Consider the following 12,455-nt stretch of genomic DNA (forward strand, 5'->3'; position numbering starts at 1 on the left):
TGTCTCAAAAAGGGAGGCGGCTCTGATGACGGCCATATTTGTATGGGTGATCTCCTGTTACCTTGTGGCGATGCTGGCGGTTCATCTCCTTGGACGCAGACGGGGAAAGCGCGCTTTGACCATAGAGCACTATATTCTGATCGGTAATGACGAGGAACAGGGACTGGAATGGGCTGTCCGCCGCCTGCGCTGGCGTTCGTTCTGGACCGGGGTTCCCGTGCGGATGACGGTGATTGACGAAGATATGGCCAGTCGCAGCGGATTGCTCGCCAGCAAGCTTCTAAGGGAAGAGGACCAAATTGTCTGTGTAGCCAAAACCGGCGAATGGCGGGTGCTCCGCTGCCAGACCGACGGGATGCGGGGCGACAGTCTGGCGATGAGGCGTGCTGCTGAGGATGAACAGGACGGCCGTTACCAGAACGGGTCCTACGCTCGGCCGCTTGGGGAGCGCTTGCAGGAGGGCCCGCTGCTGTTTGGTGAGAAACCACAGGACACAGACGGGTATCTAGATTGGCTGCAGGCTCATGGGGTAACCAATCCGGCAGAACGCACGGTACTAATTGACTTGCGCAAAGCCTAACCCTTGCCTCACGTCAGCGCATGCTCTATGATAGGACTACAGGAACTTTTAAAACATGCGGACGGAGTGAAGCACACCCGATCAGCGCCATTAGGCGCTGGGGGTGTGCTTTTTTTGCGTTTGCAGCGGGGAGGGCCAGATGAAAGCATGGGTGTATATTGTGCAGACGGCGCAGCGGTGGCAGGCGCACATGAGCATCGAAATTGACGTAGATATCCGGTATTGGCTGGAGGCAGAGTTTCGCGAAGGCGTGCTGGCAGGAGAGAAACGTACCCGTTCAGGAATGGGTGAGTGCATGCTGATCTGGACAGCGCCGCTGCCTCTAGGACAGGCGGTGCAGGCGGCAGAAGCTTGGACACGCGGGCTGCGACAGTCAACTGGCACAGCTGCAGGCTGGCGAGGCAACGAGCGGGAAGCCGGCAAGCGGTTGATCGCGTGCGTGGAGGGCGTGGTTGGCAAAACGAAGGAGAAAAGTCGGCAGACCGGGATGGTGGACCTCAGCCGTTATGCTGCAACAGGCGGCGATATAGAGGGTGATATTGATCCACCCGCAATGGCAGGAGGAAAGGCTGCTGCTGGGGGCAAATCGGCTGCACAGGGTCGTGCACGAAACCCCGCAAGAGGCTCGCAACCTCCAGGTCCACAGCCCCCGGACCCACTGCTGACCCGCGCCCGCCCCCGAACCGCCCGCGCCCCAGCGGTCGCGCGGGCGCAAGGCCAAGCCCTCGCGGCGGCCGCCCACGCCGCCGCCCGGGCCCTGCAGGGTCGTGCGCTGCTGCGCCGCGAAGCGCACGACCTACTGGACGGCGCGGGCGCGGCCTCGCCCAAGGCCGCCAGCTGGAGCGGCGCGCTCCAGCTGGCGGCCCTGCTGGGCCGGCTGCGCCTCTCCAGCGCCGTCGCCGCGGACTCCGCGTCGCGGCGACCCTGGGCGCTGCCGCGCCTGCGCCCGCAGGCCCGCTGCCTGCGCTGCGGCAGCGGGGGCGCGCGGCTGCGCCGTACGCCATGCGGCGGGTGCGGCCGCATGTGCGCGTACTGCGAAGCGTGCCTGACAATGGGGAAGGCACGCGAGTGCGAGCTGCTCGTGCGCGGCGGGCTCGCGCAGAGGAAGCGGGGGACCAGCGCCGGGCCGGAGGCGGCGCTGGCGGAGCGGTTGCAGCGCTGGGGGCTCAGCCCGGCGCAGCAGGCCGCGGCGGGGCAGGCGCTGCGCTATATAGAGCAGGCGCCGCCAGCGGCGGGGTGGGGCCCGGAGCGGGCATTCCTGCTCTGGGCGGTCACGGGAGCGGGGAAGACGGAGATGATCTTCCCGCTCATTGACTCCGTGCTGCAGCGCGGCGGCCGTGCGCTCGTGGCAACGCCCAGACGCGATGTCGTGTTGGAGCTGGATCCCCGCATCCGCCGGGCTTTTCCGGAGGCGTCGGTGGTGACGCTCTACGGCGGCAGCGAGCAGCGGTGGGAGCAAGGTCAGATTACCCTGGCGACGACGCACCAGCTGATGCGGTTCGACAGTGCATTTGATCTGGTCGTGGTGGACGAAATTGATGCCTATCCCTTCCATGGCGATGAAATGCTCTACTACGCGGCGGGCAAAGTCCGGGCACCGCAAGGCGTGCAGGTACTCCTGTCGGCAACGCCACCCGGGCCGCTGCGTCGGGCAGCCCGGAGCGGGCGGTTGGCCCATGCCTCGGTGCCCGTACGGTATCACCGGCATCCCTTGCCGGTGCCGCAGCTGCTGCGTATCCCTTCTGTTGTCGAGCTGATTAAGCGGCGAATGATTCCAGCCCCTCTCAAGCGAGTCATGGAAACCTCGCTGACCCGGGGCGCCCAGTTGTTCGTCTTCATTCAGCAGATTCGGCACATCGAGCCGCTGGTCGCGCTGCTTACTCAAGTTTTTCCCGGCACCGTAATTGAAGGTACCTCCTCCCAGGATCCCGACCGCACAGCGCGGGTCATGCGATTCCGTTCGTGCGAGATCCGGCTGCTCGTGACGACCACGATTCTGGAGCGCGGCGTCACGGTTCCCCGCAGCGATGTGATCATTCTGGATGCGGATGGCAAGCTGTTCGATGACGCTTCGCTGATTCAGATGGCAGGCCGGGCGGGACGCTCCGGCGATGACCCGCGCGGCCGGGTGGTGTTTTGCAGTCCAGCCCGTAACCGTGCGCAGGCTTCGGCCGTCCGTCAAATCCGCTATATGAACCGGATCGCCAAGCGACGGGGCTACCTTTTGCCCGCAACCGATGAGTGACGGCTGTCATCCAGGTCTTCGTGTCTGGCTATTGCTATTGCAACCTTTTCCAATAAACAGCGTAGTAGAAAGGAGTTCAGGAACATGACCCTCTGGAAAAAGAGCCTCGGGCAACGTGCTGCAGGCTGGGTCAGGCACACGATGACCCTGCTCTCGCCGCAATATCCGGTTTGTCTCGTATGCGGGCATGCAGCAAGGCCATCCGCTGGAGGACAGCCGACGAGCCCGGTGGATACGCTGCAGCTGCCGCAGGCTGTGAACGCCAGGCTGTGCAGAGCGTGTCGCAGCGAGTTGTCCTGGATTCGGTCAGAAGAGATTCAGTGCTATGTGTGCGGTCGGGCCGAAGCCTGCGAGGATTGCATACGGCGCGGGAATGGCCAGATTCTCTGGAACCGCAGCGCGGTCAGGTACACTGATGCCATGCGGGAGTGGCTGGCAGATTACAAATACCGGGGAGCCGAACGGCTGGAGCCCCTTTTGCAAAACATGCTCTATGCTCTGTACGATAGGACTTCCGCTGAATTGCGAGGTCAGATGGCAGACTCGCGCTGGAAGTGGGATATTGTGGCCTTCGTACCTCTGAGCAACATGCGCCTGGATGAACGGGGGTTCAATCAGGCCGAGCGTCTGGCTGCTGCGCTTGCGGGCAGGTACGGCCTGCCGCTCGCTTCCTTATTGGTGCGGACGCGCGACTCCGGTAAGCAGAGTCACAAGGACAGGCTTGCCCGGATGCGGGCGATGGAGGGCTTGTTCGCCGTGGAGGCAGGAGCATCAAGTTATTTGGCCCATCTCTATAGAGTGAATGGTGGTCGGCGTGCGGTTCGCATTTTGCTGCTCGACGATATCTATACCACCGGGAGCACCGTGCATGCCTGCGCATCAGCGCTTCACAGCTGCACCGCTATACCATTGCAGATTAGTGTGCTAACCTGGGCACGTTCCTGAGTTTACTCGGATGTTCTCGTATCGAAGAGCTGGAAACTGATTATGCCCTAGGACTAAAGGTTAAGGATACCGTATGGCTGGAATGTCCAATTGAGCCATTTCATCTAGAGTGACCTACATACGATTTCGGTTGTTAGGCAAGCGACGTCTCCGGGCCCGCTGCCTTCACAAATACATGCTGTAAAGGAGACTGCTGCATTCATGAAAAAGATTACGTCCTTATGTTTGTCCCTCGTCTTGATGTTCTCCGTGATGGGGGCTGTTGCCGCGCAAGAGCGTGCCATTTCGCTATGGTATGGCGAGAACCAAGTAGAGCTGGGAGGCCACCAGCCGGTCATTCAAGAAGGTGTGACCCTGGTACCTGTGAAGCCGCTGTTTGATCAAATGAACCTTGAACTGGGATGGGACGGGGCTACTAAGACCGTAACTGGCCAGAATGACAATCTGACAATTTCGCTCCAAGTAGGCGAGACTACAGCCACGATTAACGGCACCGAAGTCACACTGCCCATTGCTGCTGCCAGCATGGATAATGTGACCTATGTACCGGTTCGTGCGCTGGGCGAAGCTGCAGGCTACCGTGTACTATGGGACCCTGAGCAACGCGCTATCCAACTCCTGGGCGCAACAGCACCAGCACCTGGCGAAGAGGTAGTAGAGGGTGAAGGCAGCAAAGGCTTCCTGTGGCAAGTAGAAGATGCCAACAGCACAGTCTACCTGCTCGGTTCGATTCATGTAGCGGATGAGTCGATGTATCCACTACGCACGGAAATTGAAGAGGCGTATGCCGCTTCCGACTACCTTGCGGTCGAGCTGGATATTGCGATGGAAGACGCGACTGAATTTGAGGAACTGATGTTTGAGCTGGGGATGTATCAAGATGGTACGACACTTAGCGATCACATCCCTGCAGATACTTATGCCGCGCTTGGCGAAGTGTTGGAGGCTGAAGGTCTGGATGCCGATGCCTTTGACATGTTTAAGCCTTGGGTGATTGCAACTACCATTGATTCCTTGCAGATTGGTGAAGCGGGTTATGACGGTGAAATGGGCATCGACATGCATTTCCTGAATCAAGCCAAAGCCAGCAACCTGCCGATTCTCGAGCTCGAGAGTGCAGCGCTGCAACTGAACATGTTCAACGACTTCTCGGAAGAGCTGCAGCTTGAACTGCTTGAGGGCTCCATTGCCGGTTACCATGCGGGCCCGGACGAGAATGCACAGTACATGATTGACCATATGATCCAAATGTGGGTCGATGGCGATCAATCCCTGTTGACTGAGATGACGGAGGGCTTCTCCATCAGCGAAGAATACAACAAAGCGATGCTGATTGACCGCAATATCGGCATGGTTGACAAGATCAAAGAGTATTTGGAGGATGAAGAAAACAAGACGTACTTTGTTGTCGTTGGTGCGGCCCACATGGTTGGTGCAGACGGCATCGTCACGTTGCTGCGTGAGCAAGGTTATACAGTAACTGAGCTGTAAGCTGTAGCGAATAGTAGGGAGAGGCGGCCCGTAGTTCTGCTGAGGCAGACTGCGGCGCGCGCCTCTTTTTCAAATTCTAGTGTCTGTCGGAGCCGACGGAAGGAGAATCGGGATGGATGGAAACCTATGATGTAATTGTGGCAGGCGCAGGATTTGGCGGACTGACTTGCGCATCTCTATTGGCTAGCCAAGGCTATCGGGTGATTCTGTGCGAGGCTTCAGGCGAGCTGGGTGGATCAGCCGGAGGCTTTCAGAGGGAAGGCTATCAGTTCGCTGCTGGGGCTACAGTGGGAATGGGGTTTGAACCGGGCGGTTATTTTAACCGGCTGTACGGGACGCTAGGACTGGAATCTCCCAACCTTCATAGTCTGGAACGGATTATGCAGATTGCGATGCCGGAGCAGACGGTGGATTATTGGCGCAACAGAAAGCGTTGGCATGCTGAATGTGAGCGGCAGTTCCCGGGTGAAGCCAGACAGATAGCCGACTTCTATGATGAGGTGGAAGCAGCAGGTGAATTGCTTCGTTACATGACAGAGCGCAGACCGTTCTTTCCTCCTGCAGGGCTGCGCGAATGGGCCTCCCTGGTGCCTCATCTCAACCCGCGGATGCTGCGGTGGGCTCCGCTGCTGACCCAGACGGTGGGGGATCGGCTTCGCAAATATGGGTTGTCGGAGCACTCTCCATTTGGGACGTTTTTGAACGGTCAATTAATGGACAGTGTCCAGACGACCGCATCCCGCTGCCCGGCTTTGCTGGGATTAATTGCGTTAACTGTTTTTCATCAAGGGGCATTTGCGATCCAGGGTGGTTTGCCAGCCGTTGCTGAGGCACTGGCAGAGACATTCACCGCAGCAGGCGGCGAGATCAGATACCGTACCCCAATTCGTAGCATCGAGCGACAGAGTGAGGGTTGGCAGGCCGTGACCAAACGAGGCGAGCAGTTGACGGCCAAGCAGTTGGTCTTGAACACCTCCATGCACAGCTTGGGGGACCTACTTGGCGAGCACGTACCCTCCCGCTTGCATAAGCTGGTCGAGGCGGAACGTCAGCGGGCCGCTTGGAGTGCTTTTACATTGTACATAGGGTTACAGCCCGATTCGGATATGTGCAAGCTATTCGGACCGTCGGATGCAGAGACTTGGACGCCCTTCCGACAGGTTATTGGTGCGAGCGGACTTCCGCTTAGCGAGGGTAACCAGTTTCTCGTATCCTGGCTGGATGCCGGCCCAGGCAGTCCGGGACCGACTCTGACGCTATCCACGCATACGGTGCCGGAGCCTTGGTGGGATCGGACGGGCTATGAGCAGCGTAAATTAGCGTATCAGGACAAAATGCTTGCCTTGCTCTATGAACGGTATCCAGCGGTGCGAGAGCATTGCAGCGTGGTGCTGCCCGGCACACCTGTAACCTTCCATCGCTATCTGGGCAGACGTCAAGGTCGGGTAGGCGGATACATCCCGCAAGGCGCGCGTTCGTTATTCGATGCATTCAATAGCCGGCTCGGACCAGACGGCTTATGGATGGTCGGCGACACCGTGTTCCCTGGAGCCGGTACGCTTGGCGCTTCCCTATCCGGCTGGATGGCCGCAGAGCGGATTGCTGGCAAACGGTTTGGTTACTATTCGCGATAAGGAGGGGACTACTGACCGCCCTTATCCGCCTCTTTGGACTTATGGCTAAAATTAGCTCCTAAGCTGGTGTCCGCTCCAGATAAATATGAAATTTCGAATATAAGCAGCTCTTGGGCATTGCCTCCTCCTCATAAGCATGAAATTTCGTATTTAATCAGCTCCTGAGTAGCCGTTTGCACCAGATAAGTATGAAATTTCGAGTATAATTAGCTCACGAGCCGCTGTCCGCACCAAATAAGCTCGAAATTTCGAACATAATTAGCTCACACTGCCTTTGTGTCAGCTCATGTTCCCAAGGTTAATGAAGAGTAATGACCAAACCATGGAAGGAGAGGTTATCGCATGAGTGCAAGTATAAATCGTACCATCGTACTCGCCAGTCGTCCGCAAGGGATGCCTACCGAAGACCAGTTCCGCATTCAGGAAGAACCCATTCCTGCACCTGCCGAGGAGGAGGTCGTTGTCCGCAGTTTGTACATTTCGGTAGATCCATACATGCGCAATATGATGAACAACACCTCGTCTTCACCAATCGATCAAGTCATCAGAGGCGGCGCCGTGGGGCAGGTAATTTCGTCCCGCAGCGGCAAGCTGCGTGAAGGCGACATTGTCAGCGGGATGTGGGGCTGGCAGGAATATGCGGCAGTGAAGGCTGATGACTTGCAGCGCATTGATCCCGATCAGGCACCCATCTCGACAGCTTTGGGTGTGCTTGGCATGCCCGGGTTGACAGCCTATTTCGGACTATTCGATATTGGTAAGCCTGAGCCTGGGGAAACGGTGGTCGTATCCGGTGCTGCAGGGGCAGTGGGCACGATTGTTGGCCAGATCGCCAAGCTGAAGGGGTGCCGGGTTGTGGGAATAGCCGGAAGCGAAGAGAAGCTCAACTATTTAAAAGATGACCTTGGCTTCGATGCAGTGGTCAACTATAAATCGGATGCCTTCGACTCACAGCTGAAGGAAGCATGCCCAGGTGGGGTAGATATTTATTTTGATAATGTGGGCGGGCCGGTTTCCGATGCTGTGATCGGACTGATTAATCAGAAAGCACGCATTCCGCTGTGTGGTCAAATCTCAACTTATAACCTGGATAAGGTAGACGTAGGTCCTCGTATCCAACCTCAGCTGCTAATGAAACGAGCGATGATTAAGGGCTTCCTCGTCTACGAGTATGAAGAGCAATATCCGGAAGCTATCGTGCAGCTCGCCCGTTGGGTGCAGGGGGAGAAGATTCAATATACAGAAACCGTGCTGGATGGCTTTGAAAGATTGCCCGAGGCATTCCTTGGTCTCTTCGAAGGAAGCAACACAGGCAAGCTGCTGGTGAAAGTCGCTGAAGTCGAGTAACTTGTGCCTTCCAAGTGGATACTCGAAAAAACAGATGAAAAATCTCGCTCTTTCCGTTACACTAGAGGGTAACATTGGATGTGACTGGAAGGAGATCGTGCCATGAATTTGGGTAATTGTCCTCGCTGCGGCAAGCTGTATGCCGTTAATTTTCGTGAAGTCTGCCCTGCTTGCATCAAGGATATCGATAAGGAGTATGAGCGGTGCGCGACCTATCTGAGGGAGAACCGCGGTTGCGGGATTCAGGAGCTCTCAGAAGCGACCGAGGTATCCTATCGACAGATTACCAAGTTCATTCGTGAAGGCAGGATATCGCTCATTGATGCGCCGCACCTTGCTTATCCGTGCGAGATGTGTGGCTCCTTTATTCGGGAAGGAAATATGTGTGTCGATTGTCGTTCCAAGCTCATGAAAGATATCGGCGCAGTTAACGAAGCATCTGCTACTTCAGAACAACAGAGGCTTAAATCGGGGTACAAGATTGGAGATAAGTTCCGCAAGGAATAGTCTGCCAGATAGTCAGCTATAAACTTTCTCACAGGGGTTGCCGATATTACTAACAAGTAATCATCGGCCCTTGTTTTTTTATACGGGCCAACGGGCCACGTCAACGAAGTAGAGGTGAAGTGCGATGAAAGTAAATGAGCCTAACCGCATTGCAGGGCTTCAACAATACAACCAAACCAGGGGACAGCGTACGGAACAGACGGAGGCTGTCAAACGTAAGGATCAAGTCACCATATCTCCGGAGGCGAAGGAGCTGTTGGAATCGAATCGGATCAACCAGGCAGAGCGGGCTGAGCAACTGAGTCAGTTGAAACAGGCCATATCCTCGGGCACCTACCATGTCGAGGCCGGCAAGATTGCCGAGAAGCTGCTTCCCTACCTGAAGTAGACCTCCCAGAGGAGAGAGAACCCAATGAATGAACCGCTCCAAGTCGTCATGGATACGCTTCATCAGTTGACAGACCTGCATCGCGACCTGTCTGCGCTTGGCCGGACCAAGCGCGAGGCGCTGGGCAGCGGGGACATCGATACGGTGGCCCAGACTGCGAGCCGCGAAAGTAAGATTTTGCAGAAAATCACGGAGTTGGACAAGCAACGGTTGCTGGCGATTGGCCAATATGTCGCCCGCCGGGGCTTCGCGCCGACCGGGTCGTTCCGGATGGAGCAGCTGATCCAGATGGTCTTCAAGGCCGAGGAGAAGCAGGCGCTCCGCGACGCATGCGTTCAACTGAATGTAGCGCTCCTGGAGCTGCAGGAAATTAATGAATTTAATCAGCAAATGATCAGGCTGAACCTGGAGTACGTCTCGCACTCCATCGATCTAATTGCCGGTCCACCCGAGGAGGACGCAACGTATCATCGTTCCTTGCAGGCCGAGGGCTTCAAGCGGTTCAGCCAGTTTGACACGAGAGCTTAGAGAAGAGGTGCAGAACAGGTGAGATCTACCTTTCACGGACTTGAGGTCGCCAAGCGGTCGCTGTTCACACAGCAAGCCGCCTTGAACACGACGGGACATAATATCGCAAATGCCAACACACGTGGCTACACTCGTCAGGTGGTGAACATGGTCGCGGCCAAGCCCATCGAGGCGTTCGGTCTGAACCGCACGACGATCCCCGGCCAGACAGGGATGGGCGTGGAGTTCAGCTCGATCACCCGAATTCGGGAGAAATTCCTGGACGACCAATTCCGCAACGAGAACAAATCCTTCGGCAACTATGCCATTCAGCAGGATACGTTGGAGAAGCTGGAGAAGATCGTCAACGAGCCGTCGGATACCGGTATTCGTACCGTCATTGAAGACTTCTTCAACGCTTGGTCGGATCTCAGCAAGTCGCCTGAGAACGCTGACGGCCGCAAAATCGTCCGCGAGCAGGCACTCGCCCTGACCGATGCATTCAATCATACCGCTAAGTCGCTGCAAGACCTGAAGGATGACCTGACGGAGAACGTTAATATCAAGTCCCAGCAGATCAACTCGATTATCCGCAATATTGCGCAGCTCAACGGCGAGATTCAGCGCATTGAAGGCCTTGGCGATAATGCCAACGACCTGCGTGACCAACGCGATTTGATCACCGACGAACTCTCCCAGATGATCAACATTCGGGTCACGGAAGGTGCCGGCGGCTATCAAGTTGTAATGGGTGGTGTGGAGCTAGTAACGGGGATGGTTCCCCAAGAGCTGGAGCCTGCCGATCTGCAGGCGTACTTTGAATCGGGAGATCTGAACAGCGGCGAAGTGTTCGGCATGATTCATTCGCGCGACCATTTCGTACAGGGCTATATAGATGACCTGGACAAACTGGTGGACAAGCTCGCTAATGGCGATATGGAAGTCACTTTGCCTGCAGGTTCGGTACTGCCGGAGGGCAGAACACTCAATGGGGTTCTTTACGCCGGAGCAACACGTACCCTGACTGAGGATACAAAGGTGACGGTGAAGGGCCTGAACGGTCTACATCAACTCGGCTACAACTTCTCCTCTGAGCCCGGCGGTCTGCCATTCTTCACCAATGCCGATGGTAGTACGGATAACATTAAAGCAGGCTCAATCACATTGAACCGCGAGCTGGCGGACAATCCCACCAAGATCGCGACCTCGATGCGTATGGTCACACAAGATGGCGAAGAAACCGTGGTAAGAGGCAACAACTCCTTGGCCCTGCTCTTTTCCCAGGTTCGCGACTCTCGCATCAACTTTGGAACAGAGGCGGATCCGGATCTGGCAACTGTCGATTCGTATTTCCGCTCTGTCGTTGGTCAGTTGGGTATCCAAGCCCAAGAGGCCAATCGCCAGCTGGCCAACTCCAAGACGTTGGTCGACCAGGTCGACTCCCGGAGACAGTCAGTGAGCGGTGTTTCGCTGGATGAAGAGATGGCCAACTTGATCAAGTTCCAGCATGCGTACAACGCAGCAGCCCGGAACATGACGATGATTGATGAGACCTTAAACAAAGTCATTAACGGCATGGGTATTGTAGGTCGTTAAGCGTTAGAGGTTGTTCAAAACGTCCGCTTTTGATCACGAAGTAGTGCAGAGAAGCGGATTCGACATCGAATCTTGAAGGCAATCAGACTAAGCGTATGCTTACGAAGCTAGTTTCCTTCGGAAACTCTTAGGTGCTCACGTAGGTATGCTTCCGAGGTCGTTTTCTACGAAAACGTGTACCGCTCCTCATTTCTTTTTGCCCGCAACCTTCTCGGTGCTGAAAAGCGACCATTTTGAACTTGCATTTAAAGGAGTGAATAATACATGTCTTTACGCGTGACCCAATCCATGATGAGTAATCAGCTCCTGCGCAACGTATCCAACAACCTCGGCCGTATGAATACCTTGCAGGATCAACTCTCTACGGGCAAGCGCATCAATGCGCCGTCGGATGACCCGGTAGGGTTAACCTTTGCTATGCGCTATCGTAGTGAGCTAGGAGCCAACGATCAGTATATCCGTAATGTTGATTCGGCCAAGTCGAGTCTGGACTTTACAGATATGGCGCTTTCCCAGGTCGGAGACGTACTGCATAGAGCAAGAGAGTTGATGGTAAAAGGTGCAGATGGAACTCAGCCCCAGGCGGGGTATGACGCCATCAAACTGGAGATCGACGAGCTCTTTAACCAACTTGTGGAGATCGGAAACAGTAAATTTAACGGCAAGTATATGTTCAATGGAGAGCAGACGGAGACACAACCATATCCGACTACAGCACTGAGCAACACGGATCCAGATGATCTCAAGGCTTATCATGTGGCGACCGATACCCAACAGATTAAATTTGAACTGGCGCCTGGCATGAAGCTTGCGGTCAACCTCACCGGCAACGATATTTTTGGTATGCCTGTAGACCCGACAGCTGGACCGGACGCCGACAACGACAATATGTTTGATATTTTCCGCCGCGCATCAGAAGCATTAGCTGAGGGCAATCACGAAGAAGTGTCAAATCTGCTGGGCAATATGGATAGCCGGATTAACATTCTGCTGGAACAACGTGCGGAAGTGGGCGCCCGGAGCAACCGTATCGATCTTGTCGCGGGACGGCTCGAAGACATCAGCCTAAATCTGACCGCCATCAAGTCCAAGACCGAAGATGCCGACTTGGCCTTTGTGATTACTAATCTTAAAATGGAAGAAAACGTGTATCAGGCTTCACTGTCTGCAGGTGCTAAGCTTATCAGACCCAGCTTAGTGGATTTCCTTCGCTAA

11 protein-coding genes are annotated in these 12,455 nt (G+C 55.9%); all 11 read left to right on the top strand.

All coding sequences use genetic code 11. The features are described 5' to 3' along the window. Nucleotides 1-25: 25 nt before the first annotated feature. The 11 genes from F556_RS0123890 to flgL all read left to right on the top strand — a co-directional run bounded on the left by F556_RS0123890 (nt 26) and on the right by flgL (nt 12,455). Complete coding sequence (locus tag F556_RS0123890; protein WP_020619526.1) at nt 26-580, top strand: hypothetical protein; 555 nt, start codon at nt 26-28, stop codon at nt 578-580. A gap of 139 nt (nt 581-719) precedes the next feature. Then, the gene (locus tag F556_RS39275; RefSeq protein ID WP_020619527.1) at nt 720-2,825 is read left to right on the top strand and encodes an ATP-dependent helicase ComFA; all 2,106 of its coding nucleotides are present in this window, start codon (nt 720-722) and stop codon (nt 2,823-2,825) included. An 84-nt stretch (nt 2,826-2,909) separates the two neighbouring features. After that, on the top strand, nt 2,910-3,770 hold the full coding sequence (locus F556_RS36600; RefSeq protein WP_020619528.1) for a ComFC family protein: 861 nt from the start codon (nt 2,910-2,912) through the stop codon (nt 3,768-3,770). Nucleotides 3,771-3,971: 201 nt separating this feature from the next. Further along, nucleotides 3,972-5,261 carry a TraB/GumN family protein gene (locus F556_RS0123905; RefSeq protein ID WP_020619529.1) on the top strand — a complete coding sequence of 430 codons (1,290 nt, stop codon included), beginning with the start codon at nt 3,972-3,974 and terminating at the stop codon, nt 5,259-5,261. A gap of 116 nt (nt 5,262-5,377) precedes the next feature. Then, nucleotides 5,378-6,895, top strand: coding sequence for a phytoene desaturase family protein (locus tag F556_RS0123910; RefSeq protein ID WP_020619530.1), 1,518 nt, complete (start codon nt 5,378-5,380; stop codon nt 6,893-6,895). Nucleotides 6,896-7,237: 342 nt separating this feature from the next. Further along, nucleotides 7,238-8,242: an NADP-dependent oxidoreductase gene (locus tag F556_RS0123915; RefSeq protein WP_020619531.1), complete on the top strand. Its 1,005-nt coding sequence runs from the start codon at nt 7,238-7,240 to the stop codon at nt 8,240-8,242. Between the two features lie 102 nt (nt 8,243-8,344). Further along, nucleotides 8,345-8,749, top strand: coding sequence for a hypothetical protein (locus tag F556_RS0123920; RefSeq protein ID WP_020619532.1), 405 nt, complete (start codon nt 8,345-8,347; stop codon nt 8,747-8,749). 124 nt (nt 8,750-8,873) lie between these two features. Then, nucleotides 8,874-9,137 carry a flagellar biosynthesis anti-sigma factor FlgM gene (gene flgM / locus F556_RS0123925; RefSeq protein ID WP_020619533.1) on the top strand — a complete coding sequence of 88 codons (264 nt, stop codon included), beginning with the start codon at nt 8,874-8,876 and terminating at the stop codon, nt 9,135-9,137. Nucleotides 9,138-9,161: 24 nt separating this feature from the next. Continuing rightward, entirely contained in the window at nt 9,162-9,665 is a 504-nt protein-coding gene (locus F556_RS0123930; protein ID WP_020619534.1) for a flagellar protein FlgN, read from the top strand. An 18-nt stretch (nt 9,666-9,683) separates the two neighbouring features. Further along, complete coding sequence (gene flgK, locus F556_RS0123935; protein WP_020619535.1) at nt 9,684-11,240, top strand: flagellar hook-associated protein FlgK; 1,557 nt, start codon at nt 9,684-9,686, stop codon at nt 11,238-11,240. A gap of 264 nt (nt 11,241-11,504) precedes the next feature. Continuing rightward, nucleotides 11,505-12,455, top strand: coding sequence for a flagellar hook-associated protein FlgL (gene flgL, locus F556_RS0123940; protein WP_020619536.1), 951 nt, complete (start codon nt 11,505-11,507; stop codon nt 12,453-12,455).

The sequence above is a fragment of the Paenibacillus daejeonensis DSM 15491 genome (assembly GCF_000378385.1).
Classification (GTDB): Bacteria; Bacillota; Bacilli; order Paenibacillales; family Paenibacillaceae; genus Paenibacillus_D; species Paenibacillus_D daejeonensis.

Excerpts from the sequence above, each read along its gene's own strand:
- F556_RS0123890 (WP_020619526.1), top strand. The coding sequence starts at position 26 with ATGACGGCCATATTTGTATGGGTGATCTCCTGTTACCTTGTGGCGATG.
- flgM (WP_020619533.1), top strand. The coding sequence starts at position 8,874 with ATGAAAGTAAATGAGCCTAACCGCATTGCAGGGCTTCAACAATACAAC.
- F556_RS0123920 (WP_020619532.1), top strand. The coding sequence starts at position 8,345 with ATGAATTTGGGTAATTGTCCTCGCTGCGGCAAGCTGTATGCCGTTAAT.
- flgL (WP_020619536.1), top strand. The coding sequence starts at position 11,505 with ATGTCTTTACGCGTGACCCAATCCATGATGAGTAATCAGCTCCTGCGC.
- F556_RS0123910 (WP_020619530.1), top strand. The coding sequence starts at position 5,378 with ATGGAAACCTATGATGTAATTGTGGCAGGCGCAGGATTTGGCGGACTG.
- F556_RS0123930 (WP_020619534.1), top strand. The coding sequence starts at position 9,162 with ATGAATGAACCGCTCCAAGTCGTCATGGATACGCTTCATCAGTTGACA.
- F556_RS0123905 (WP_020619529.1), top strand. The coding sequence starts at position 3,972 with ATGAAAAAGATTACGTCCTTATGTTTGTCCCTCGTCTTGATGTTCTCC.
- F556_RS36600 (WP_020619528.1), top strand. The coding sequence starts at position 2,910 with ATGACCCTCTGGAAAAAGAGCCTCGGGCAACGTGCTGCAGGCTGGGTC.
- F556_RS0123915 (WP_020619531.1), top strand. The coding sequence starts at position 7,238 with ATGAGTGCAAGTATAAATCGTACCATCGTACTCGCCAGTCGTCCGCAA.
- F556_RS39275 (WP_020619527.1), top strand. The coding sequence starts at position 720 with ATGAAAGCATGGGTGTATATTGTGCAGACGGCGCAGCGGTGGCAGGCG.